At 27.1% G+C, this 26,999-nt stretch carries 19 protein-coding genes, 1 pseudogene and 2 riboswitches; of the genes and pseudogenes, 6 read left to right on the forward strand and 14 right to left on the reverse strand.

What is annotated here, in order from left to right:
• Positions 1 to 60 precede the first annotated feature (60 nt).
• On the forward strand, positions 61 to 837 hold the full coding sequence (locus KQI36_RS08765) for a nitroreductase family protein (protein WP_216450582.1): 777 nt from the start codon (positions 61 to 63) through the stop codon (positions 835 to 837).
• Positions 838 to 897: 60 nt separating this feature from the next.
• Here KQI36_RS08765 and ybaK read toward each other — a convergent pair whose 3' ends face one another.
• From ybaK to addB, 3 genes are all read right to left on the reverse strand, one after another.
• A complete protein-coding gene (gene ybaK / locus KQI36_RS08770) occupies positions 898 to 1,377 on the reverse strand; it encodes a Cys-tRNA(Pro) deacylase (protein ID WP_216450583.1) in 480 nt (159 codons plus the stop codon).
• 642 nt (positions 1,378 to 2,019) lie between these two features.
• On the reverse strand, positions 2,020 to 5,715 hold the full coding sequence (gene addA / locus KQI36_RS08775; protein WP_216450584.1) for a helicase-exonuclease AddAB subunit AddA: 3,696 nt from the start codon (positions 5,713 to 5,715) through the stop codon (positions 2,020 to 2,022).
• On the reverse strand, positions 5,708 to 9,133 hold the full coding sequence (gene addB, locus KQI36_RS08780) for a helicase-exonuclease AddAB subunit AddB (RefSeq protein ID WP_216450585.1): 3,426 nt from the start codon (positions 9,131 to 9,133) through the stop codon (positions 5,708 to 5,710). Before addB ends, addA begins: the two co-directional genes overlap by 8 nt.
• 418 nt (positions 9,134 to 9,551) lie before the next feature.
• Between addB and atoD the strand changes: the two genes are divergently transcribed.
• Together atoD and KQI36_RS08790 are read left to right on the forward strand one after the other, a co-directional pair.
• Positions 9,552 to 10,205, forward strand: a complete 654-nt coding sequence (gene atoD / locus KQI36_RS08785) for an acetate CoA-transferase subunit alpha (RefSeq protein WP_010294830.1) — start codon at positions 9,552 to 9,554, stop codon at positions 10,203 to 10,205.
• 2 nt (positions 10,206 to 10,207) lie between these two features.
• The gene (locus tag KQI36_RS08790) at positions 10,208 to 10,867 is read left to right on the forward strand and encodes a CoA transferase subunit B (RefSeq protein WP_010294833.1); all 660 of its coding nucleotides are present in this window, start codon (positions 10,208 to 10,210) and stop codon (positions 10,865 to 10,867) included.
• Positions 10,868 to 10,933: 66 nt separating this feature from the next.
• On the opposite strand, the gene feoB is transcribed toward KQI36_RS08790, so the two are convergent.
• Together feoB and KQI36_RS08800 are read right to left on the reverse strand one after the other, a co-directional pair.
• Positions 10,934 to 13,057: a ferrous iron transport protein B gene (gene feoB, locus KQI36_RS08795; RefSeq protein ID WP_216450586.1), complete on the reverse strand. Its 2,124-nt coding sequence runs from the start codon at positions 13,055 to 13,057 to the stop codon at positions 10,934 to 10,936.
• A gap of 89 nt (positions 13,058 to 13,146) precedes the next feature.
• Positions 13,147 to 13,392 (reverse strand): FeoA family protein, encoded by a 246-nt coding sequence (locus tag KQI36_RS08800; protein ID WP_010294839.1) that lies wholly within the window; start codon positions 13,390 to 13,392, stop codon positions 13,147 to 13,149.
• Between the two features lie 267 nt (positions 13,393 to 13,659).
• Between KQI36_RS08800 and KQI36_RS08805 the strand changes: the two genes are divergently transcribed.
• From KQI36_RS08805 to KQI36_RS08815, 3 genes are all read left to right on the forward strand, one after another.
• On the forward strand, positions 13,660 to 13,824 hold the full coding sequence (locus KQI36_RS08805; RefSeq protein ID WP_010294842.1) for a DUF1540 domain-containing protein: 165 nt from the start codon (positions 13,660 to 13,662) through the stop codon (positions 13,822 to 13,824).
• 450 nt (positions 13,825 to 14,274) lie between these two features.
• Positions 14,275 to 14,538: a hypothetical protein gene (locus tag KQI36_RS08810; protein ID WP_216450587.1), complete on the forward strand. Its 264-nt coding sequence runs from the start codon at positions 14,275 to 14,277 to the stop codon at positions 14,536 to 14,538.
• Between the two features lie 38 nt (positions 14,539 to 14,576).
• Positions 14,577 to 15,446, forward strand: a complete 870-nt coding sequence (locus KQI36_RS08815) for a polysaccharide deacetylase family protein (RefSeq protein WP_010294844.1) — start codon at positions 14,577 to 14,579, stop codon at positions 15,444 to 15,446.
• Between the two features lie 86 nt (positions 15,447 to 15,532).
• Here KQI36_RS08815 and KQI36_RS08820 read toward each other — a convergent pair whose 3' ends face one another.
• From KQI36_RS08820 to KQI36_RS08865, 9 genes and pseudogenes are all read right to left on the reverse strand, one after another.
• A complete protein-coding gene (locus KQI36_RS08820) occupies positions 15,533 to 15,811 on the reverse strand; it encodes a cysteine-rich small domain-containing protein (protein WP_216450588.1) in 279 nt (92 codons plus the stop codon).
• 105 nt (positions 15,812 to 15,916) lie between these two features.
• Positions 15,917 to 16,774: a YitT family protein gene (locus KQI36_RS08825; protein ID WP_216450589.1), complete on the reverse strand. Its 858-nt coding sequence runs from the start codon at positions 16,772 to 16,774 to the stop codon at positions 15,917 to 15,919.
• A 129-nt stretch (positions 16,775 to 16,903) separates the two neighbouring features.
• Positions 16,904 to 17,081, reverse strand: a riboswitch (cobalamin riboswitch).
• 607 nt (positions 17,082 to 17,688) lie between these two features.
• Positions 17,689 to 17,861: riboswitch (cobalamin riboswitch) on the reverse strand.
• Positions 17,862 to 17,937: 76 nt separating this feature from the next.
• The gene (locus KQI36_RS08830; protein ID WP_216450590.1) at positions 17,938 to 18,945 is read right to left on the reverse strand and encodes a proline racemase; all 1,008 of its coding nucleotides are present in this window, start codon (positions 18,943 to 18,945) and stop codon (positions 17,938 to 17,940) included.
• Positions 18,946 to 18,947: 2 nt separating this feature from the next.
• Positions 18,948 to 20,246: pseudogene (prdD, locus tag KQI36_RS17710) on the reverse strand (proline reductase cluster protein PrdD).
• A 101-nt stretch (positions 20,247 to 20,347) separates the two neighbouring features.
• Entirely contained in the window at positions 20,348 to 21,073 is a 726-nt protein-coding gene (prdB, locus tag KQI36_RS08845) for a D-proline reductase (dithiol) protein PrdB (RefSeq protein WP_216450734.1), read from the reverse strand.
• Complete coding sequence (locus KQI36_RS08850) at positions 21,066 to 21,332, reverse strand: CBO2463/CBO2479 domain-containing protein (protein ID WP_341473510.1); 267 nt, start codon at positions 21,330 to 21,332, stop codon at positions 21,066 to 21,068. Before KQI36_RS08850 ends, prdB begins: the two co-directional genes overlap by 8 nt.
• A 97-nt stretch (positions 21,333 to 21,429) precedes the next feature.
• Complete coding sequence (gene prdA / locus KQI36_RS08855) at positions 21,430 to 23,541, reverse strand: D-proline reductase (dithiol) proprotein PrdA (RefSeq protein ID WP_216450593.1); 2,112 nt, start codon at positions 23,539 to 23,541, stop codon at positions 21,430 to 21,432.
• A gap of 12 nt (positions 23,542 to 23,553) precedes the next feature.
• Positions 23,554 to 24,852 carry a proline reductase-associated electron transfer protein PrdC gene (prdC, locus tag KQI36_RS08860; RefSeq protein ID WP_216450594.1) on the reverse strand — a complete coding sequence of 433 codons (1,299 nt, stop codon included), beginning with the start codon at positions 24,850 to 24,852 and terminating at the stop codon, positions 23,554 to 23,556.
• Between the two features lie 350 nt (positions 24,853 to 25,202).
• Positions 25,203 to 26,978 (reverse strand): sigma-54-dependent Fis family transcriptional regulator, encoded by a 1,776-nt coding sequence (locus tag KQI36_RS08865; protein WP_216450595.1) that lies wholly within the window; start codon positions 26,976 to 26,978, stop codon positions 25,203 to 25,205.
• Between the last annotated feature and the right edge of the window lie 21 nt (positions 26,979 to 26,999).

Genomic DNA, 26,999 nt, shown 5'->3' on the forward strand with positions numbered 1-26,999 from the left:
TGATATTATTACTTAAATTCAAATTCCGTAAATTTTCAACTTTAAAATAAGGAGGATATTATGCATAATTCTACATTAAATTCAATATTTAACAGAACTTCTTTACGAAAATATAAAAATGTCGAAATTGAAGAAAATCATTTAAACTTAATTTTGGAAAGCGCTATGCGAGCTCCTACTGCTGGGAATATGATGATGTATTCTATAATAGTAGTCAAAGATGATAGAACAAAAGATTTGTTAAGTAAAACTTGTGATAATCAACCTTTTATAGCTACTGCACCAGTAATATTAATATTCTTAGCGGATATGCATAGACTTTATAAATACTTTGAAAGTTGTAATATCAAAGATTATTGCAATAAAGCCAATGTAAAATTTAAAACTCCTAATTTATCAAGTTTATTTTTAGCTGCTGGTGATGCTTTTATAGCTGCTCAGAACACAGTTATTGCTGCAGAATCCTTAAATATAGGCTCTTGCTATATAGGTGATATAATTGAAAATTATGAAATCCATAAAAAACATTTTAACTTGCCTGATTGGACATTTCCTATATCCATGCTTTGTCTTGGTTACTATCCAGATGATTATCCTAAGAAAATCACACCACGCTTTGATAAAAAATACATTATTCACTCTGAACATTATCATGATTTAAATAAAGATGATTTTAAAACTATGTATGAGCTCTATGAAAATAAAATTCCTAAACCTAATAAATATAATGCTGAAAATTTTGGTCAATTTTTATATGGTAGAAAATTTAGTCAAGAATTTTCTAATGAGATGGAAAGAAGTATAAATGTAATATTAAAACACTGGCTAAAAAAATAATTTCATAATAATAAAACTGTATAAAAATAAAATTTAAATTCTACTTTTATACAGTTTCTCCTAACTTTTTATCAAGTCTGCTGTTTTTGCATTTACAATTTCTATTAGATTTTTAGGTGGTATTTCTATCTGAACACCAATTTTACCACCACTAACTATAACATTTTCCAATGACTCTACAGTGATATTTATAAAGGTCTTATATAGTTTTTTCATACCAATTGGAGAGCATCCCCCTCTTATGTACCCAGTATATTTATTAATATCTGTAACTTTTATCATCTCAATTTTTTTTTCACCACAAATTTTTGATGCTTTTTTCAAATCCAATTCTTCCTTTACTGGTATAACAAAAACATATAATTCCTTACTAACCCCTTGAGCTACTAATGTTTTATATACCATATCTTCTGACTTTCCTATTTTAGCAGCAACTGATACTCCATCTATTTTTCCATCTTTATTTTCATAGGTTATAATATTATACTTTATATTTTTTTTATCTAAAATTCTCATTGCATTTGTCTTTACCTGTGCCATATTTTCTCCTTTACTAATCCAATTATATATTTAATTAATCTTTTATTTATTGTATCAAATTTTAATTTAAAGACCAAATTATAGCACATATAGGAACATAACTTAATATTTAAATTTTGTTATCAATTATTATATAGAAACAAGCTACAATTTAAATTTATTCAATACCATTAAAATATATTTTTATAAAAATAAAACTGTTACCTTAAATAACAATTTCTTTTTCTGAATTTTTTTTATTCTATTGGATATACTAATTAACGATGTTTTCATACATCTAAACTAAAACTTATTTATTATATTTATATATTAAGGTATAAATTATACCTTATATTTTAAGAAAGTATTTCCTATAATACTCCCCAAATATTATATTATACTTTCTTCATTTTCCTCCATTTACAGAGGTTATGGTTATACTTCTGCAAATACAACTCATAAAAAGAAGGTGTATTAAATTGGCATGCAACCATTTTAATACACCTTTTTTACTATTAAATATACTTATCAGTATTTTCACCTATTCGTAACGAATGCTTTATCGAAAAACTCCATACATATCTTCACTATAATTAAATTTCATCTTCTTGTGTCGTTACAAATCTAATTTGAATCTTTAGCTTCCTATTTTTTTCATATACCTTACTCAACTTCTTCACTTTTATCTATAGAAAATAAATATAAATATTTTTTTATAACCGGCTTTCCTATTCCTTTTTCTAAAGCTCTACTATAATAATCTAATTGCATTTTATATTTTTCTTTTATAGACTGAATTCCATTTTCATTGTCCATTGATATATAATCCGTTTTATAATCAAATAGAACAATTTTATTATTTTTTTCAAAATAACCATCTATTATTCCTTGAATTTTTATAAATTCATTATCATACACATCTTCTTCTAATTCCTTATAAACTTCTTTAGCTCTTACTTCTATGCTAAATGGTACTTCCCTATTTAAGGTTCCTTCTTTATAAGCTTCTATTACTTTTTTCCCTAAATCATCATTTAAGAAGTTACTTATTTTACTTATTTTAATAACTTTTTCTTGTTCTTCCGTTATTAGTTCATTTTCAACCATCTGTTTTATTTGCCTTCTTATTCCAGCCTCACTACAATCCTGTGAAAAATCTAATCTTTGCATAACAGCATGAACAGCAGTACCTTTTTCTGCTGGTGTTAAAATTTTCTTTTCTTCTAAAAATTTAGGTCTTTTAACTATTGATGGCACATAGTTTCCTGTATACTCCATTTCTTCTTCTTGATTATTCTGCCTCTTTAACTCAGATACAGTAAAATTAGTTTCCATAGTTGTAGCCTTCTCATATTTATATTTATAATCCAATCTATTTAAAACTTTATTTTGTATTGTGTCATCATGAATCTCATAAATTCTATTTAATATTTCTTCTATATCCTTGTTATTAACTATTTTATCTTCATATTCTATAAGGTCTTTATAACTAATAAGTCTGACATTCCACTTAGAATTATCTTTAATTGTAGGAATTTTATTATTTTTTAATAAAGAGACGCCATCCTCATGTCTAATTATACAAGGCATAATCCAATCTAAATAATTATTGGCTCTTATTAAATATCCTTGCAAAATTTTTCCCTCACTATTTTTAGCTATACTTCTCCATCTCTCTATAGATTTTTCAAAAGACTTAACACTTCCTGAAATTATTAATTTTTCTTTAGCCCTTGTAAAAGCAACATAAAGTATTCTCATTTCTTCTGATAAATTTTCTTTCTTAATTTTATTCTTAATTATATCCTTAATTATAGGACTATATGAAATTCTTCTTTTAAAATCTATAACTTCTGGTCCAAAACCTAACTCATGATGAAATAATATTTTTTTCTTTATATCCATAGTATTAAATTGTTTTCCCATAGCACTTAAAAATACAACTGGGAATTCAAGCCCCTTACTTTTATGAATGCTCATTATTCTTACTACATTTTCATTTTCACCTATAGTCTTAGCTGAGCCTAAATCACCACTAGTACTCTTAACTTTATCTATAAACTTTATAAAGTTAAATAAGCCTTTATAACTTGTTTTATCATATTGTTTTGCCCTTTGAAATAGCATTCTTAAGTTTGCCTGCCTCTTTTCTCCAGTAGGCATGGCCCCTACATAACCATAATAACCTGTTTCCATATATAAATTCCAAATTAATTCATCAATAGGAATTATAAGTGATTTCTTTCTCCATATATCCAATTTGTCTAAAAATCCAGATATTTTTTTTGTTAATTCTGTATGTTCTAATTCAATATAATTTTTTAGTGCATCAAAAATATCTGTTTCTGGACTATTCAATCTAACATTTACTATATCTTCTGAGGAAAAACCACCTATTGGTGAACGTAAAACCGCTAATAGTGGAATATCCTGCTTAGGATTATCTATAATTTCAAGTAAACTTATCATAGTTTTTATCTCTAGAGTGTTAAAATAACCATCATTTGCATCTGTATAAACAGGTATACCTATTTTTTTAAGTTCTTCTGAAAATATAGGTGCATAACTTGAGGTAGCTCTTAGTAAAACAACTATATCCTTATATTGTGGAATTCTATATTCTTTTAAATTTTTATCAAAAACTTTAAAGTTGTTTTTTCCTTCTATAAATTCCTTTATTTTTTGTCCTACTGCTCTGGCTTCTAACTCTATAGTAGATATTTCTTCCTCTTCAACATCATCATTCTCTTCTACTATTTTTTCATTTTCAAAAAGCATAACTTCTACAGGTCCACCACAAACACCATCTTCTAACTCCTTATAATCAGCACCTAAATTTAAAGACTCCTCTTCTGTGTAGTCTAATTCTCCTAACTGTTCACTCATTATATTTTTAAATATATAATTTACAGCATTTATTACTTCTTCTCTACTCCTAAAATTTTTATATAGTTTTACTAATCGTTCCTTTGCTCCTTCTGACTCACTATAAGTATTTTTCTTTTCAAGAAACAATTCTGGTTTCGCCATTCTAAACCTATAAATACTTTGCTTTACATCACCAACCATGAATATATTATTTTCACCAATGTCTCCTTTAGAAATCATAGTAAGTATATACTCTTGCACATAATTTGAATCTTGATATTCATCAATTAAAATTTCGTCATATTTTTCTCTTAATTCCATAGCTATCTTAGATGGTTTTATATTACTTTCTTCGTCTATATTTGTTAAAATTTCTAATGCAAAGTGTTCAAAATCATTAAAATCTATTATTCCCTTTTCTTTCTTTTTTGCCTGATATGTTTTAGATAAATTAATTACTAACTCACATAGTTTTTTCATAAGTGGATATAAATATTTAATATCTTCCCTGCAATAATTAGAAGTTGCTTTATTTATAATAGTTGTTAATTCTAAAATCTTCTTTTTATTTGTTTCTCTTATATTTTTTACTTCTTCCTGAGAAATCTTATTTTCACAGTTTTTAATAGAAGGCATTCTTATAAATTTTATATTATTTATTATGTTTTTTAAACTTTCTAAGGAATGCTTATTTTTATATAACTCTCTAAAGTATGAGTACTCATTACTTATAACTTTATAATACTTTTCTAAAGAATCATCTTCCTCTACTATATTTTTTGCTATTTTCATAGATTTAGTTAAACTCTCTAATTCAATTCCTATGTCATTAATTAATGCTTTACCGATAGATGAATCTTCTATTTTAAATTCTTCTCCAATATTAAACATTTCACTTTTTTCCTGTAGCCATTGCTTAGGATATGGTGTACTCATAGAAAATCTATATAAATCTAAAACCATATTAAATAGATTTAAATCATTCTTATTATTACAATAACATTCTATAAGCTCTAAAAATATTTCATCATTATCTTCATACATTTTTTCAAAAACTTCTTCTAATGATTCTTGCTTTAAAAGTTCTGTTTCTGTCTCATCGGCAACTCTAAAACTAGGGTCTAAATCTATCATATGAAAATTTCTTTTAATTACCTCAAGACAAAAGGAGTGTATAGTCATAATACTAGCTTTATTTAAAAGCGTTAATTGCCTTTGAAGATGTTTTGATGTAGGTCTACTAGCAATTTCTTTTGAAATAGCATCACCTATTCTCTCTCTCATTTCTGATGCTGCTGCATTAGTAAATGTAACTACTAATAGTTTATCTATATCAATTAAATTGTCCTTATCTGTTATCATATTTATTATTCTCTGAACTAAAACTGCTGTCTTTCCTGAACCTGCAGCGGCTGCAACAAGTAAGTTAGCATTTCTTGTATCTATTGCCCACTGTTGCTCCTTTGTAAATTTCACTTTATTATCACTCATTTACTTCTTCACCACATTCCAATATTTTTAATATTTCTTTATCCTTTTTCCCCTTAATACTTCTATATTTATTTTCCTCGAAGGATAAATCAAATTGACATATAGCTGATAACTCACAATATTCACAAGGATCATCATCTTCAATTTTACATGGATTAATACTAATATCACCACTTAACATATCTTCACAAAAATTTATTAATTCTTTACGAACATGATTTCTAAGCACGTTAAAACCATCATAAGATATCACACTAGAATCAGATGTAAATTCACCATCTTTTTTTAATCCAACAGGTATTATACTAGATTTATTTCCATTATCTAATGTTTCGTCCATTTCCCTTAAAATTTCTACATCTCTAATTAAAAGCCCCTTCATCTTTAGCTCTTTTAATATACTGCTTTCTATTTCCTCATCAGACATATTTTCATCCACACTTATTATTGGATCATCTATTTTAAAATATAAAACTCCTGCTGGATTAGATTTTTCTCCTACGTTTAATTTTCTATTCAAAATTGCATCCAAGTAAGTTAATAATTGAATCTGTAATCCATAATATACATCACTTAATTTGAATTTTTTTGACCCTGATTTATAATCTATAATTCTATAATATACTTGATTACCAGAAATCAATTTATCTATCCTATCTATTCTTCCTATTAGTTTTACAACTTCTCCATTTGAAAGTTCTATTTCTATTGGAGGATATTCACTATTCGTTGTCCCAAATCCAATTTCATATCCTTCTGGTTCAAATTCTCCTAAATTAATTTGATTCATGATAGTTATTACTGCTCTTATTAAAACTCTTTTCAGTCTTTCACTTATATATTTATATCTAAAGGAGCTATTTAATATAAAACTTCTATCTTCACTCATTATAATATTTACTATAGCCTCCACTTTACGCTCACAATATTCACTATCAATATCCTGCCATGTCAATCCTTCTTTCTTCATATTTTTAGAAAAACTATCTAAAACATTATGCATAAAACTTCCCAAATCTGGTGCTGAAAATCCGTAAACTTTTCTTTCTTTTGCTTTTAAACCATATTGTATAAAATAAGCAAAAGGGCATCTAGCATATTTTTCTATTTTAGATACAGTAAAATAATTTCCACCATCATAAAGTTCTTTTGCTTTTTCATCACTTATAGCATCTACAATATTTTTATAGGAGAATCCATTAAAGATAGTTTTAGCTTTTTCACTATAATCTTTATTTTCTATAAAATATTTATATACCTCACCCCATACTGGCGATATTTCTTCCGTTTCTATATAATGTCTTATTTTTATAATAAGATTATTAAAAGTTGGAATATGTGAATTAACATCGTCTAACTCATCTAAATTCATATCTTTTACTATGTCACTTTCTTCCTTCACTTTTTTAAGAATGCCTTTTATTCTAGATATTATTATAGATTGCCTAAGAGCCTTTCCTTCAAAATCTGCAACTGGATAACTTAAAGTAAGTTTTTCACTTGGAAGTGTTAGTGCAGTGTATATTAAAAATTGTTCCTCAAACATTAAAGTCTGTGTATCACTTGACAATTTTACACCATTAGTTTCAAAAACTTTTTTATCTAAATCATTAAATATACCATCATCTATTGTAGCTTTTGGAAAAACTCCATCGTTAACACCAACAATATAAAGTGCTTTAATATCTTGAGCTCTTATACGTTGTATATCTCCTATTGTAACTTGATCTAATGCTGGGGGAATTATCCCCATCTCGTGATAAGAAATAGCCATATTAAATAATGATACAAATTGCTTTAATGCTATTTTTTCTTCCCCTAAAACTTTAACTAATTCATCTAAAATTTCCATGAGTAAATTCCATATAGAACTATACTCCCTTGCATCATTCAACTGTTCTTTTTCTTTTAAGTCTTCAATTTTTATATTTATCTTATTTCCTAAATCCAATTCTTCTAAAAATGCAAACAATGCTTTACACATACTTGCAATTTTATTTTCCTTCTTTAAACTTTTTTTTAAATTAAGAATTGGTTCTAAAAATTTATCTTTTATAATTTTAGGTTTTTCTTCTTTCCAATAATATTCATCTAAATATTTTTTTTCACCTGTTATACCATAGGCTATAACGTAATTTTCTAATATGTCCACATCTTCCATATCAATATCAATAAACTCACTTTTTAGATATCTAAAAACACTTTCATATGAAAAATTTTTCAATATAATTTCTAGTGCAGATTTAACCATAATCACTATTGGATTACTTTCTACATCTTTTTTCATATCTAAAAAGTATGGAATCTTATACTCTGAAAAAATAGCTTTTATTATATCCTCATAACTATCCAAATTACGAGTAATAACTGCTATATCTTTAAATCTATAATTTTCATCTCTACATAATCTTAATATTTCTTTTGCTACATATTGTATTTCTGAATAAGTATTTAATCCTTTAAATATTTTTATATCATTTATTTCTTTTTCATATGATTTAGTAGCAATATTAAAATAGTTTTTTTCTATATAGCTTAATTCATCACTATTTATAAATCTATAATTATTTTCATTTTTAGGATTTCCCTTTAATATAATTGGTTTTTCATAGGATATATTATTTTCTGCCGCTATCTTTAAGATTTTATTTTCTGTATAAAAAACAGGATAAAATGCATCTGTTATATCAAAATCATCTTCTTTTTTTAAAATACTACTTCCCTTATATGGTAATGTTATATTTACTCTCTTACATATTTTAAAAAGTTTTTCTATAATATTATATTGTTGAGGTGTAAAACCATAAAATTCATCAATCCAAACTTCAGCACCACTTAAAAATTTACTTTTTAAAATTTTCTCATTTAAAAAATCTAAAGTATCTGCTGGATCAAAAGTATCTTTTCCTAAAGCTGCATTATACTTTTCATAAATTAATGATGTATCAAATATTTTGTCTGATAAAAGTGAGTTTTCATCTATAACATTTTTCATTTCATTAATATCTTCAACAGTTACATTATATGTTTTAAATTCATTGATCATTGATATAATATTATCTACAAAACCACTCTGTTTTGCTGATAATGAAAATACCTTAAGCTCATCTTTTGATTCTTGAAGTATTTTATCAACTATTATTGCTTTTCCAGTATTACTTAAATTTTTATGTGTAATACCTCCTACTTCATTAAAAATAATATGAGCTAGCCTTTTAAAACTAAAGCTGTATACATTATTGACCCCTAAACAACCTAACCTTTCTAATAACATTTTTTCTGACTTAAAAGACAATTGCTCTGGAATTAATAATATTAAAGGACCATTTTCACCTTTTTTCTTTTTATTTGCAATTTCCTCTATACATCTATAACTTTTTCCGCTACCTGAACCGCCAAATATAAATCTTAATGTCATATCTATATTATTGTATTTATATATAATTTAAATTTTTAACAAAATAAATTATATATACAATAAAAACTCACCACCTTTAAATTAATATCTCTTCATTTTTTCTACTTATTATATTTAAATTATATACTATTTGCTCTAAAGTAGTCAGATGTTACTAATAAAAGTTAATACTCAAACTTTTATTGTGTATTTTTTCTTTTAGATTTAATTTTATTAAAATCCTCTTTAAAATTCATATCATTTTAAATTAAAGTTTATACATAAGTAAAATATTATTTAAATTTTATCCACTATTTTCAATATAATTTTTATTTTTTAATAATTTTGTGATTTTTTTTAAAATAAAAGAAGGAATTTCTATTTTTGTGTAGAATATTCTTTATAGTAAGGCAATTAAAAATATTTGGAGGTATATGTTATGAACAAAATTGTTACTATTGAAGAAGCTATCTCTCATATAAAAGATGGCATGACTGTTATGATCGGTGGTTTCTTAGCAGCTGGAACTCCAGAAAAATTAGTAGATAAATTAGTTGAAAAAGGGGTTAAAGATTTAACTATAATTGCTAATGATACTGGATATCCAGATAAAGGTATTGGAAAGTTAATAGTTAATAAACAGGCGAAAAAAACTATTGCCTCTCATATAGGTACTAATCCAGAAACTGGACGACAAATGAATGAAAATGAAATGGACGTTCAACTTGTTCCTCAAGGAACACTTGCTGAAAGAATTAGATGTGGCGGTGCTGGCCTTGGAGGATTCCTAACTGAAACTGGAATTGGAACTATTATAGAAGAAGGCAAAGAAAAAATTACTGTTAATGGTAAAGAATATTTACTTGAACTTCCTTTAAAAGCTGATGTAGCATTATTATTTGGATCAAAAGTAGATACAAAAGGTAACATCTATTATCATGAAGCTACTAGAAACTTTAATCCATTAATAGCAATGGCAGCTGATATTGTAATCGTTGAAGCTGAAGAACTTGTAGAAGCTGGTGAATTAGATCCTAACATAGTTGTTACACCATCAGTTTTTGTTGATTACATTGTAAAGGGGGACAAGTAATTATGGATAGAAGTATGATGAGAGAAGTTATAGCAAAAAGAGTTGCGCAAGAACTTAAAGACGGAGATGTTGTAAATCTTGGTATAGGACTACCAACACTTGTTGCTAATTATATTCCTGAAGGTATAGATATAACACTACAATCTGAAAACGGTTTTGTAGGAATAGGTTCTTCACCTAAAGAAGGAGAAGAAGATAAAGATTTAATAAATGCAGGCGGACAATATGTTACTGTAGTACCTGGTGCTGCATTTTTTGATAGTTCAATGTCATTCTCTATAATAAGAGGTGGACATGTTGATGCAACTATACTTGGTGCACTTGAAGTTGACCAAGAAGGAAACCTTGCTAACTGGATGATTCCTGGTAAAAAAGTACCTGGAATGGGTGGCGCTATGGATCTTGTAGTTGGAGCTAAAAAGGTTATAGTTTCAATGGAACATACTGCAAAAGGAAATCCTAAAATTTTGAAAAAATGTACATTACCATTAACAGCTGCTCACCAAGTTAACTTAATAATAACTGAAATGGCTGTTATGGAAGTTACTAAAGAAGGTCTTGTTTTAAGAGAATTAGGACCTGAAGCTACAGTAGCTGATGTTAAAGCTGCAACACTAGCTGACTTAATAATTCCTGACAATATAAAAAGAATGAACATATAATATAATTATAAAAAACAAAAATGAACTGCATTTTATCAGTTCATTTTTTATTACATAAAAACATACTTACATAGCTATTTTATATATAGTAGTTGTTATAAAACATACTAAAAATGCCACTACTGTAGGCATAACCAAAGAAAATAAAGCCCATTTCCTACTTCCTGTCTCTTTCTTTATTGTAAGTATTGTTGTTGCACATGGAAAATGCAATAAAGAAAATATCATAGTGTTCAATAATGTCAAATAAGTCCAACCATTATTTATTAAAATATTTTTAAGCATGTCTAAACTAGTATAATCCACCATAGTTCCGTTAGCTAAATATCCCATTAAAAGTATTGGAAGAACTATTTCATTAGCTGGTAGTCCTAATAAAAATGCCATTAATATGAATCCATCTAAGCCTATTAAACTTGCTATAGGATTTAGAAAGTTAGCAATATGCCCTATTATACTCATGTCACCTATAATAATATTACTAAATATATATATAAGAACCCCTGCTGGCGCTGCTACTTTAATAGCTCTAACCAATACAAATATAGTTCTATCAATTATAGAAGTATATATAACCCTCATTATTTGTGGTCTTCTATATGGTGGTAACTCTAATGTAAAAGAAGAAGGCATACCTTTTAATATAGTTTTTGACATTATTAATGAACTTAATAATGTTATTGCAACGCCTAAAATTACTAACCCTACAACTATTAATGCAGCTAATATTGAATTTGCTGTATTAGATGCAAAAGTACCTCCTACAAAAATCATTGATAATGCTATTAATGTTGGAAACCTTCCATTGCAGGGCACAAAGCAATTAGTAAGTATTGCAATTAATTTTTCTCTTGGAGAGTCAATTATTCTACAAGCTATAACTCCTGCTGCATTACATCCAAAACCCATACACATAGTTAAAACTTGTTTACCATGACAACAAGCCTTTTTAAATGCTTTATCTAAATTAAAACAAATTCTTGGTAAATACCCACAATCCTCAAGTATAGTGAATATAGGAAAAAATATAGCCATTGGTGGTAACATTACTGCCACTACCCATGCAACTGTCTTATACATTCCTAAAACTAAAATATTAGTAAGCCAAATAGGACTATTTATATTTTCAAAAAAGTTTACTAAATGTGGTTCAAAATTATTAAACATATCAGCTAGTAACTTTGATGGATAATTAGCTCCCTGTATTGTTATCCATAAAATCATAGTTAAAAGCATAAGCATTACTGGTATTCCAAATTTTTTTGATGTTAAAATATCATCTACCTTTTGTTGTCTAAAAATTTGATTTTCATCTTTTTCTACTGTTTCTTCTGCAATATAAGAACAACTTTCATATATTTTCAAGGCAATTTTATCCCTAATAGAAACACTTTCATCTATAATTTCTTTAATTTTTTTAGTATCATCATCATCATATAATAAAAAATTTTCATCAACATATTTGCGTATAGAATTTATAATTGTTTTATCTCCATCCAGTAATCTTAATGAAACCCACCTGTAATTCATGTCACTATATTTTTTATATAGCAATTCTGATATAAAATCAACTTTTCTTTCTATATCCTCATCATAATCTATTTTAAATGGAATTTTTCTTTTATATTCTCTAGTATATACCTCTATATTTTCTTTTAAAATATCAATTCCTTCTCCATTTCTTGCAGAAGTTACAACAACAGGAACTGATAATAATTCTTTTAATTTTTCAACATTTATTTCTATATTTTTCTTTTTAGCCTCATCAATCAAATTCAAACAAACTAAAACTTTAGGATTAAGTTCTAAAATTTGAATTAACAAGTTTAAATTTCTTTCTAAGCAAGTTGCATCTACAACTACAATATTTAAGTCTGCCTGTCCAAAGCATATATAATCTCTAGCAACCTCTTCTTCTGATGATGTAGCCAATAATGAATATGTTCCTGGTAAATCTACTAAAATATATTCATTATTTTTATAATTAAAAGTTCCTTGAGAATTTACTACTGTTTTTCCTGGCCAATTTCCTGTATGTTGATGTAGTCCAGTTAGTTCATTAAAAACAGTACTTTTACCTGTATTAGGATTTCCAGCTAATGATATTATATATTGATTGCTTTTATTTTTTTCAACAATCTTAATATCTTTTAAATTTTCTTTCTTTGTTGAATCAAAAGTTAATCCCATTTTTCACCTCTAAAAAATTGATTAATAAAATAAATTTATTTTTATTACTATTTATAAATAAGATATCCAAGCATATTTGTATAAAACTTTTATAAAATACTTCTCCTTACCAAAATATTTTCACTTTCTTCCTTTCTAAGTGCTATACATGTCTCCCTTATAAGATAAGCTACCGGCTCACCAAAAGGTGACTCTCTTAATATGAAAATTTTGGTATTAGGTACAAAACCTAAATCTAATAACCTTTGTTTACTTAAACCTGTAGATAACACTGATGTAATTTCTACAGTCTCACCTACATTACATTCGCTAAGCTTAAATATTTTATCCTCCATAACCCATTCCCTACCTTTTGTTAATTTATTTTTAAAATTACAATTACATTACATATTATGTAATGTAATATACATTGGTTCTTAATATATATATTTATATAAAATATGTTTTTTAAATGAAATTGAGTACCATTTTCATTATTTTTTTTTGACTTTTCACCCACATTTTGATACACATAATATTTCTTATATTGCTTAAAATATTATTGTAATGATTAAAGATTATAAAATTTCTTTAATCAATAAATTTAGAGGAGGTAATTACTAATGAAAAAAAATGAATCTATTGGATGTACTGTAGAACAATGTGAATATCATGCTAAAGATACTAACTATTGTACATTAAACAAAATAGAAGTAGGTACTCATGAAACTAATCCTACTATGCCTGAATGTACTGATTGTAATAGCTTTAAAAAATGTAATCACTAATTAAATTATTTTATAAAATATAAAATAATTTTTTATGATGAATTTTTTAATAATTAGTATTTATTACTAATATATTAGTAATATTGATGCTAATTATTAAAATTGTAAAATCAAAATAAAATCTAAAGATTACCCTTAAAGATATTTATATGAGCTCATATTATACAAATTATAAATTGTTAAAATTAAAAATAATTTTTTATTAAATATTTTATAAATAAAAGATATTTAATAAATCTAATTTATAGCTGTATAATTCAGTTGTTAACAACTTTTTTTAGAAAAGTAGAAGATTTTCTTCTACTTTTCTATAAATAAAATTATTATTTAAAACAATATTTGTCTCTAAAATATTTTTGTAACATTTTTGTAAAAACAAAAGTAAAATATAGGTTTATAATTTAATTTGTAGTGTTATGGAAAAATATTTATTTAAAAGGAGACATAAAGATGAATATTTCATATAAAAATACATCTAAATTAAAGAAAAAACAAAAACGTTCTATTTTAATTTTTACTTTAGTAATATTTGTGTCTTTTATATCAATTTTTTATTGCAATCATAAATTAAATCAATATAAAGATGAAAATACAAATTTAAAGTCTAAAATTAATTCTTTAGATACAGATATAAGTGATTTAAAAAGTAAAAATTCTAAGTTATTAGAACAAAAAAATAATTTAGAGTCTAAAATTAATTCATTATCAAAATAGTAAAATAGTGTATTTAATGGTTATAGGGGGGTAATCTAATGAAAAACAGGACAAGCGCTTTATTTATAAAAGTTCTACTTATTTTTACAATATTTATTCTTATTTTTACTTTATTTATAAATTCAAAGGCTATATTGGCAAAATCTGATACTAAAACTTTATCAGAAACAATTGAAGATAAAGTTGCTGAAAAAGATAAGCTAACTAAGGAAAATATTACCTTAGAGCAAAGTATAAAAGAAAAAAAATCTCAATATAGTGAAGTTTTATCAAATACTAAAATTGCATATTTAACTTTTGATGATGGACCATCAAATCATACTTTAAAAATTTTAGATATTTTAGATAAATACAATGTAAAAGCTACTTTTTTTGTAAATTATAAACCAGGAATGGAACGTATGTACAAAGAAATATCTGATAGAGGCCATACTTTAGCTAATCATACTGCTTCTCATAGCTATAATAAAATTTATGCTAATAATGAAAGTTTTTTAGGTGATATACAATTTTTAGATGAAAAATTAAAATCTATAACTGGTAAAGAACCATCTAAAATTTTTAGATTTCCTGGCGGTTCTAATAATAGAGTAAATGGTCATAGTGATGCTAATTTTATGCCTGGCTTGTCACAATATATGACTGACCTCGGTTATACTTTTTTTGATTGGAATATAGATTCTATGGATGCCGCTACTTTTAAACAAGATAAAAATGTAATAATCCATAGTATACTTGATAATACTCCATATGTTAAACAAGCAAATATATTAATGCACGATTTAAATCCTAAAACAACTACTGTAGATGCATTGCCTAGTGTTATTGAGGGATTAAAATCCCAAGGTTTTATTATCGAACCTTTAACTCATGATTCAGCTAAAATACAATTTACTTCTGTTAATTAATAGTAATTATAAAAAGTTATATCCACCAATAAAATTGGTGGATATAACTTTTTGTAGTACTTTATTCAAATTATTAATGATTATTGCTATTTTTTATATTTTTCTTTTAAAAATTTATCTACTCTGTCATTATTTACAGATACTATTTTATTAAATATATAATCATATCCATTTTTTGAATGTGGTATCATACAATTAGTACAATCTTTTATTCCATTACTCATTACATTGTTTCCACCACAGTCTTCAAGAAAGTATAATGGACAGTAGCAAAATAAACAATTGAATTCTTCCTCTTTATTTACTTTGTGACAAGGAAAAAATTCGCAACTTTTGTGTTGAAAAAACTTATAATTCTCACTCATGATATTATCTCCAATCCCATAATTAATATTTAAAATTTACTTTTATTTTAACATTTTATTTCAAATTTATCTAACATTCAAATAATTTCTCAAGTACTGTCTGAATTATATGGCAGATTTTAAAAATCCTTTTCCCTGAACTTCCATAGCATCTGAAACAGAAACCAATGCTTTTTTATCTATACTTTCTATTAATTTTTGTGCATTATTAAGTTCTTTTTCTGAAACCACAGAATAAATGATTTTTCTTTTAACTCCAGTATAAGCGCCTTCTCCATAAAAAAAAGTAGTTCCTCTTCCCAAACTGTCCATAATTGCATTAGATACTTCATTCTCTTTTTCAGTTACTATTATTAATATTTTCTTTTGGTTAAAAGCATTTATTATTTTATCTATAACTTTGGATTTTACATACATAAGCATTATTGTGTATAGCGTTAATTCTATACTTGTTATAAAAATTCCTAAAGCCACTATTATTCCATTCAATGCAAAATATAATGAGGATATTTTAATACCTCTATTTCTTCTTATTATTATTGCTATAATATCTGTTCCACCTTGTGATGCACCTTGCCTAAATATTATTCCCATACCGATTCCACTTAAAATAGCTCCAAAAAATGTAGCTATAACTAAATCATTTACAACAAATCCTTTAAGCAATTTATCTGTTATAACTAATGCTACTGACATTGATACCATTCCAATAATACTCAAAAAAATAAATTCTTTATCTTTCAAAAATTTATATCCTATAATAAATACAGGTAAGTTTATTATGAATACCCAATATCCTGAGGGAATATCTAGTATATATTGAAGTATAAGAGAAATTCCAGCTATACCTCCACTTAAAAGTTTATTTGGTGAAATAAAAATATTTATCGCTACAGCATAAAGTATACTTCCAAAAATAATTTTAACTATTTTAAAATATATATTGTTATCTTTTAAATTCATACTAACATCTCCTAATGAATAACTAAATTTCATTTAATTTTTTAGCTATTCTTTTCATGTAATCAAATAACAATATACATATATAATATTAATTTTAATCAATTTCTGACTTCTCCTTCCCTCCGAAAGATTATCATAAGATTTTAGGCAGGTTTCCTGACTTTGTACTCATCCTCATTTAGTCCTTCCCAGTTTTAACCAGTGGATATTCTAAACTTGTCCTACTTACAGTAGCGGGGGCTGTAGTGGATTTTAACCACTTTCCCTTTTACCCTTAAATTAAGGCACCTATAAACCCTATATTTGTTTTCTTTATATTTTTCTTTTAAATTAAACATAGGAGAGAATGAAACATCTCTCCTATAGCTTAAGTGTGTAAATTTAATAAGAGTTAATTTTCTATCTCTCATAAGACTTCAGTTAGCTGTGTTGTCTAAACTAATTTTTTAATATAAGCAAATTTTTCACAATTATTATTTTTTAAGTATCTAAAATTTAAACTCTAACGTTACTTAACTGAAACTTATCAAATAGAGATAATTTAAAGTTTATAAAAAATATCTTCGTAAAACAAAGATATAATATAGCATAATTTAAATAATAGTAAACTATTTATATTACTTTTTCATTTATAATTCTAAATTATTATTTTATTTTATAAGAACATGTTATCAATTTTTTATTAGTTTATCAAGTCTACTTAAATTTTCATTAAAACTTTAGTAGATACAAAGTTTTTATTTAACCTATATCTACTAAAGTCAGGTAAATAAAAGTAATTTAAGTTATTGGAAATATATAAAAAACCTTCGTAAACTTTACGAAGGTTTATATAACAAATATTAAATAATATATTTAAATTCAATTAAATATACGAATTCAAAGATTGTTACAAATTCTTCCCTCCGAAGTTTTATAAAACAAAGTTCTAGGCAGGTCTCCTGGCTCACGCATCATCCTACACCATCCTTCCCAAAATAATTCAGTGGATACTGGTTCGTCTGCGTTACAGTAGCGGGGGCTGCAGTGGATTTTAACCACTTTCCCTTTTAACTCTTTGTAGAGCACCTATTACACAATATTTACTTTATATTTATAATTATATCATGAAAAAAAATTTTTTCAATAGTTAAAAAAATTTTTTTTACTTTTTCTTTTACTTTTTAAGAAAGTTTAAATCCAAACTTAACAGGATCTGTATCATCAATAACAAAATGATTAAAACCAGTTATATATGCACTCGCAGTTATTTCTGGTATTATGCCATTAAAATTTTCAATTTTTGTTGTTCCTAATATTCTTCCTCTAAACATAGTTCCTAAAATACTCTCATAAATAAATTCTTCCCCTTCTTTTAATAACCCTTTAGCATGAAGTGCCGCCATCTTTGCACTTGTACCTGTTCCACAAGGTGATCTATCTATTTGTCCATCTCCGAATACAACAACATTTTGAAGTGTAGCATCTATGTTTTTTGCCGGTCCATATATTTCTACTAAATCTACAGTTTTTATATGCTTTAATGTCGGATGTTCTATTTTTATAGTTTTATTTACTATATCTCTAATTTGAATACCAATACTTGAAATCTGAGTAGAATTTTTAGGATCTATCTCAATACCTAAATCAGATGCTTTAACTAAAACAAAAAAACTTCCCCCAAAGGATATATCAACTAATATTTTTCCTATCTCTGGTAACTCTATTTTTATATTTTCTTTATATAAAAATGCTGGTACATTTTCAATAGATGTTTCTACAGCTTTTCCATCTTTAACTTTTACAGTTGCTTTTATTAATCCTGCTGGAGCTTCTAATGTTATATTTGTATATGGTTCCTTAACTTCTACCATACCAGTTTCAACTGCTACTGTAGCAGCACCAATAGAACCATGTCCACACATATTAAGATATCCGCCACCATCCATAAATATAATACCTAAATCAGCCTCTTCTTTAGTTGGCTGAGTTATTATTGAGCCAAACATATCTTTATGACCCCTTGGCTCTAACATTATAGCTGTTCTTAAATTATCCATATGTTTTTCTAAATAAGATTTTTTTTCTGGCATAGTTTTTCCTGGTATTTGTGGTACTCCCCCTACTACTATTCTTGTTGGTTCCCCCATTGTATGTGAATCTATAGCTTGAATAGACTTTACTACTTTCATTTTTATTCCTCCATTTTTCTCATTTTCAATTTCAAAAATGCTAATGCTTTTTTAGCATCTAAAGTTGTAACAGTGTTTTCACCTACAACTTCTGTTTCTATACCATGTTTACTTTTATTAAAATCAACTATGGTGTCCATATATTTGTTTTTAACTACAAATTGAGCTTGTTTACCTACAAAACTTAATCCCACAACTGGAACTCCCCTTTTTCCTATTTCCTCAATAGTATTGGCAAAGTCTACATGACTATTTCCCCATCCATCTAAAGACAAAATAACACCATCTGCCCTCATAGCTTCTACCCAAGTTGCAGCCCTTTTTCCAACAAATAATTTATCTTTGTTGTTTTGAGGTGTCCCTACTATCATAATTCCTAACAAATCTATATCTTTATCACCTGAAACTAACTCCACCAAAGGATCCTTAAAATGATGCTTTGTTGTTTCCTTTGTAGACGGCCCTATTCCCATCTAAAAATCACCTCCACAATATAGCTTGTATAAGTTTTAAATTTCGCCTTAAATATCAGTATGTTTTTAGTGCATTGCTCTTAAAGCTCCATCTCTATATTCATTCGGAGTTAATATTATTGGAATGTTCCCCATATCAATTATTGATTTAGCACCTATAGAACTACATGGTTCATTCCCTAGCAAAGCTGTATCATACATAGCCCCTTGTCCTGCAACTTGCTTTATTATAACTACTTTTTTACCCTCTTTATTTACTTTATCGTAATATTCATGTTTTTCATCACAATATCTGCCATTAATATTTTTAAGTAATTCCCTTATATTTTGAATTACTTTATCACAACATTTATGTATTTCTAAAATTGTTTCTCTTTTACTGGCTTTATCCTTATTTACTACTACATCAAATTGAATAATTATATCATCTATATCAGGAGTACCTGCCTTTCCAAATACAACTTGTTCACTTAAAATCCCCTCTGAACTCCCAAACTCACATATTTGAATACCTTCATCGTCTATACCATTTATCATAACAGTTACTCCGGTTATAACATGAGTTATTCCTTCTCCTAATTCTCCTAAAACCTTAGTTGCTATAGGATAAAAATCCATTATAGAATTCACAAATATATTTCTTTCATCCTTATAAATAACATTTAAATCTATAGATTTTATAATTTCCCTATCAAATTCTATATCTTCCATAATATTTTTTCTTATGTATAAAGTTTTATTGTCTATAAATGTTTTGTCATAAAATTTAACTTCTTCAATATGAAAAGCCTTAATTACAAGTTTTCTCAATTTTTTAAATTTATACATAAATATACCTCATAATTATTTTTATAATCTTCTAATATGTTTCTATGTGAGAATTCCGATTTTCTATTGATAGAAAATCGGAATTCTCATAATTTTATTTATTAAACTTTTGCTATATATTCATATGGAAGTGATACTATTTTTCCTGGAGTGTCTATTTCAACTAACTTTCTTAAAGTATCTTTTAATATATTTATCTGCATTTCTCTGTTATTTGGTTCACCAGCATTAGCTCCCATTGGAACAAGTGGCGCTACGGCTCTTGGTGTACCAGTTTGTCTTACAACTGGTGGTAATGCAGCTATACAAATCGTAGGAATCCCTGATTCCTCTATCGCTCTCTGTACTAATACAGCTGAACGATGACAAGTTCCTCATCCTGCTGTTAATACTACAGCATCTACCCCTTCTTCTTTTAAAATTTTAGCTATTGATGGTCCTGTTTCATGAGTAAATTTTTCTTGGTTTCCACCACCACCCATAAAGCCTATATGCGTTGGGGCTATTTCTTTTATAAATCCTTCTTCTTTTAACTCCCTTAATCTGTCTATTGGAAACATACAATTTATATCTTTATTTACATCTCCATTATCATATCCACCATGAGACACCATTAAATCTTCTGTTTTAACATCTCCTGGTACTAATCTATAAGTAAAATCTCCTGCCAGATTGAATCTTTTATCACTTTTCAAATGAACTCCAGCAGCAGTTGCAAAAGCGATCTTCATATCTTTTAATTCTTTTGTAACTGGTGTCCATACTGGTGTTGGTGTTATTGGCACAAATATTTCTGATTGTAAATTATTCACAACAGTACTAACCATTTTGTGTTCCATCCTTTCTTTCTCTCTTCATTAAATTGCTTACATATTTATCATTTGGTTCTTCTTTTAAAACTTCTGGAAAACTCATTTTAAATCCTACTTCTTGGCCTAATTTTAGAGGATAATCAGTTATAAGCATTCTCATTGGTATTTTCATATATCCAAGCCTACCTTTTAAATCCATTGCAACACATCCATCATGTATTTCAACTATTATGCCTTGCATTTCTATAATCTTATCATCATACTTCATTTGCACTCCTCTTTTCATAAGGCATATGAAAAGAAATAAGAAACCAAAGATTCAAAGCATATTTGGTCTATTATTTATTTGATTATGCCTAAATAGAATTTAATTACTTTGTTGAATATTTTTCTAATCTTTTTTGACTCATAGGAATAGCTGTTTCATTTTCTACTCTAACTATATTTTTGTTATATGTTTTTTCTATTTCTTCCAAATTATTTTCTTTTACATTTGAATTCCATTTTCTTTCAGCTGCTTTTACATCTTTACCCGCCATAGCTGATTTAACCATTTCTAATGCCCTTATTGCATCTTCTTTACATAAAGTATTGCATCCTAGAACTTCATTTTCAATTCCTGCTTCTGATTTATTATTATCTACCATATACTTCATGTATTTGTTTCCAACAACTAATGCTCCTTGAACTGCGCAGAATGACATCCCTACACATGGAACATCTCTCATTCCAATTTGTTCAATATGAGAAGCAAAATCTATATGATTATTTCCAAATCCTTCTGTTGTAACTATAGCACCATCAACATCCATAGATTCAACCATCATTCCAAGTCTTTCTGAAACATAGAATTTTTCAGCATTTATTTGTGGCGACCCTACAAATATAACTCCTGCTAAATCTATGTTTTCATCATTCATAGCTTCAATTACTAATGGTTCTCTCCAATAATGTCTTGAACATTCTTTAGATGCAGGCCCTATACAAGTTAAAGCATGTATACCCCCATCTAAAACTTCAAGTGGTGATAGCATAACTGGTACATTACCAAGGTCAACATTAGGTTTTCCCCCTAAAACACCTACTGGCTCTTGAGGTAGTATTAAGTTGTCATGCATAGCACCTTGTCCCATTATTTCTTTAACTAAAATAACTTTTTTCTTTCCCGGTCTTCTATATTGAACTAATTCTTCTGTTGAAACAACTAAACTTTCATCTAATTCTTTAAGCGCAGTTCTTATTTCCTGTGTTATAAAATCCGTTGCTTTATGAGCAGCTAATGGGCCTGGTCTTTCCATGTTTGTACCTCTCGCTATAACAACCTCTGACTTTATAAATATATCTCCTTTATCTGGAGCACCTGGTCTATTCCACATAATATTTTCATCTAATATACCTTCTGATGATCCAAATTCCCCAATTTGAACTCCGTCCTCATCAGTTCCAGTAACCATAACTATTACACCATCAAGTACTCTAGTTACACCTGTACCTACTTTAGAATCACCTTCTTTAGTAGCTATTGGTTGAACATCCATTATAGTTTCAGAGTACGTATGATATTTTTCCGGTGTTATTATATCTATTTTTATAGATTTTACTAACTCACTTTCATTTTGAGCTTGATTACAAATATCTTCTCTTATGTATAATGTTGTTCCTTCTATTTTTGTTTCTTGTCCAAACTCAACTTCTTCTATTTTAAAATGCTTTTTAGTTAAATTTCTAACTTTTTTAGGTTCTAAAACAATTTCTTTTTTAGAAGTTTCTTCTTTTTTTAATGATTTATTATCAACAGCTTCAGAAACCTTTTTTATTAAATTTTCTTTTTTATCTTCAACTGTCATAGGAAATGAATTTAAAGGTACTTCTATATCTATTCCTTTTCCCTCTTCAATTTTAATTTTTAAAATTCCACCATTTATATAAGATGTTATTCCCTGATTTTCTTTTACAACTTCTTTATATCCTTCTAATAATTCTGCTGTTATAGGAGTTAATGCTACAACATCTACAGATAACACTTTTCCTAAAACTTCTTTTACTGTTAAAACTCTCTCCCCTAAATTAACAAGTAGTGAATCCTCTAATTGTTCAAAATACATAGGATTTTCTAAATCATTTTCATTTATGATTTCACCACATTTTTTATTTATCTTTAAAACAGCTTTTGCATCTTCATCTATTTTAAATTCTTCTTTTTTAGTCTTATCATTATTACCTTCTAATTCTTTAACACCTTCTAATACATCTTTAGTTAATGGTGTTAATGAATCTATTGTTTTTAAAAGTTTTGCACCAATAACTTCTCCAACTTTTAAACAATCACTTGGAATGTTTAAAAGTCCTGAGTCAACCATATCTGGGAATATATCTGGATCTTCTAAATTATCTGCTGAAATTATAGTTCCAGCTTCTGTTCTACAACAAACTACAGCAACTTCATTTTTCAAAGCTTCTGCATGCTCTTTAGTCATTGACATAATAAATTCCTCCTAGTCTATTTTTAATCTTCTAGTTAATTTATGATTAACTGTTCTAAATACATGATCTGTATGATGATACACAGCTAATCCTAATTTAGGTGCAGAATTCATAACGGTATTAGAACAATCACTACAATTGGCTATTATTATTCTTTCTGCTCCGTCTTTTTTAAATTTCATTACAACAGCTGCTTGACCTGGGCAATCTCCTGGTGTTTTGCATTTGTTAGCACCTTTTATTTTAACTATATTTTTGCAATCCATTACAGAAACCACATTAGCCTTCATCTTACCTGCAATATCTCTAAGTCTCTCTTCATTAGCTCCACAAGCACATACTAATAACCCCACATTTCCTTTATACTCTGGAAACGTCATAGTAACTATTGCTCCACCTGAAGTTTTTGTTACAATTGAATTATTAAGATCTCCTGCTTTTCCTGTATACGGTCCACCTATAACGATTTCTCCATATTCTCCATCAATACCACCGCATTCATCTATTAAAGAACTTATTTTTGTTCCTATTGGCACTTGTAAAAACACTTTTTCTTCTAAATTTTTTAGTTTTCCTGCGACTGTAATATCTTTATCTATAACAGGTTTTCTATCTTCCACTGCTCTTTTTATATTTACAAGAGTTTCAGCATTTAAAACCACAACATCAGCCTCAACTGGAAGTTGTGTAGGTTCTAGCCAAACACCTAATACTTCATGTATTAACGCTCTTTCTTCTCCTGCTGGATATATATCCTTAAGTTCTTTAACTTCTATATTTTCTTCATTTTCTATTACTTTTTTTATTTCCTCAATAGCCTTTTCATTCTTACCTTTAATTCCTATATAAGCTTTTGGTGCTTTTGTAACTTCCATAGCATATTTAATACCTTTAATAACATCCATTGGATTTTCTTGTAAAACTTTTATATTATGCTTTAATAATGGTTCACATTCAACACAGTTAGCTATTATACAGCCATCTGGAATTTCAACATTTAATTTCACATGAGTGGGAAAACCAGCTCCACCTGCACCAACAATTCCAGCTTCAAAAATATATTCTTTAACTGTAGTACACTCCTTTATCGGTACATAGTCATTAGTTTGACTATCATTTTTCAATATTTTTATTTCATTTTCAGTGATTTCTTTTACTTCCCCTGAAATACTAGCATGTATCTTAGCACCTAGTCCCTTATTAGGTTCTCCTATGCACTGACCTCTTTTTACTTTTTCTCCAACCTTAACTATTGGCTCACAACTAGCACCTATATGCATTTTTAATGGTATTCTAACTATATTGTCCATTTTCTTACCTCACACATTTCAATATTTTTATGTAAACCTCGTCAATATATGTAGTCATAGTTATATTGAGCAATTTACATGCCAACTTTTATATTATTTATAAAATTAATAGCAAACACCATTAAAATAGCCACTATAAATAAACTAATATTCATAGTGGCTATTTTGTTCTTATTTTAAATATGACATTTTTTTGACAGTTAAAGTTATAATTTTGTTATTTTTTTATGAAGAATTATTGATTTGTCTTTATTTGTTAAATATGACTTATTTTTGACATAGGTGTCATTTTTCTGACACTACTACTATAATTAATAAAATGATATATTTTTGTAAATAATATTAATTTTTTAATCTATTTGATTTAATTTATAATATAACGTACTTCTTTTTATTTTAAGCATTTCTGCTGCTTTTACTTTATTCCCATTACATATATTCATAACTTCTTTTATTAAATTACTTTCCAATTGCTTTATTCTGTTTTCCAAATCATACTTATCAATAATGGCATTATTAAATCCCATTATTTGTGATTTATTATACTCTAAAATATAGTTTGGTATATTTTTTACACTAATTTTTTTATCAGTTGATAACACCACCATCCTCTGAACTACATTTTTTAACTCTCTTATATTTCCTTCCCATTTATAACTAGATAAAATCTCATATATTTCTTCATCCACAGAAATAATATCTATTTTTTCTTTTTGAGATATTTTTTTAATAAATAAATCTATAAAGTTCTTTATATCCCCTCTTCTTTCTCTTAACGGTGGAAGTTCTATTTGAACTATTGCTAATCTATAAAACAAATCACATCTAAAGGATTTTTCTTTTATAGCCTTATTTAAATCTTTGTTAGTGGCTGCTATTATCCTAGTATTAGTATTAATAAATTTTTCACTTCCTAATCTATTTACAACACCATCTTGTAAAACTCTTAATAATTTACTTTGCATGCCTATAGGCATGTCCCCTATTTCATCCAAAAACAATGTACCATTATTTGCAAATTCAAACATACCCATTTTTCCTTTTTTAGTTGCTCCTGTAAAAGCACCTTCTACATATCCAAAAAGCTCACTTTCTAATAAATTTTCTGGTATAGCACTACAATTTACTGCTACAAATTGGCCATTTCTGCCACTTGCTTCATGTATTGACCTTGCAAAAACTTCTTTTCCAGTACCACTTTCTCCTGTAATCAACACTGAAGCTGATGTGGGAGCTACTTTTTGAGCTAAAGAAATTGCTTCTATTATTTTTTTACTTTTACCTATTATATTTAAAAATGTATAATTATTGGAAAATTCTTTACTATATGCTTTACTTAAGGCTTCTACTTGTGCATTTGCATTTTCTAATTTTTCAGATAAATACACAACTTCTGTAATATCTCGGTCTGTAGAAACTACCGCTATCATATCATTTTTTTGATTAAATATAGGTATTACGCTCAATATAACTGATTTTCCAGTCATTGGCTCATGATAAATATTTTCCAATGGCTTTCCTTCCTTCAAAACTTTAGGTATTATTGGATTATTAAAATGTTTTTTTACATTTTCACCAACAATATCACAAGCTTTTAACTTATATAATTTTTCTGCACTTTTATTCCAATATATTACCTTTCCATCCACATCACAAATACAGATGGCTTCATGTATATTGTTAAGTATATTGTTTTGCAAACTAAACATTTCATCGATTTTTATATAAAAACTATCTCTTAAATTATTACTAGTAAGAACCCCTATAACCTTTCCTTGTTTAACAACTGGAACTCTACCGATATTTTTTTTAATCATCATATCTCTAACATCTCTTGCAAATTCCTGTGGAGAAACTGTAAAAACATTTCTAGTTCCATGATTTATGATTGAATCTTCAAAAATATTAACTTCAGGATATTTTGAATTAATATTTTCAACTTTAGCTAAATCATTTCTTGTAAAAATCCCCTCCAGCCTATCTAATTCATTTATAATTATTACTTCATCTAGATTATTTTTAATCATTGCTTCCGTTGCATATTTCACAGTATCATGACTAAAAACCTTCACAAAATTTTTATTCATAATATCTTCCGCTTTGTATATTAATTCTTCTAAGTTCATAAAATCTTCCTCTTCATACCA

This window comes from Clostridium senegalense (genome assembly GCF_018916625.1).
Classification (GTDB): Bacteria; Bacillota; Clostridia; order Clostridiales; family Clostridiaceae; genus Clostridium_J; species Clostridium_J senegalense.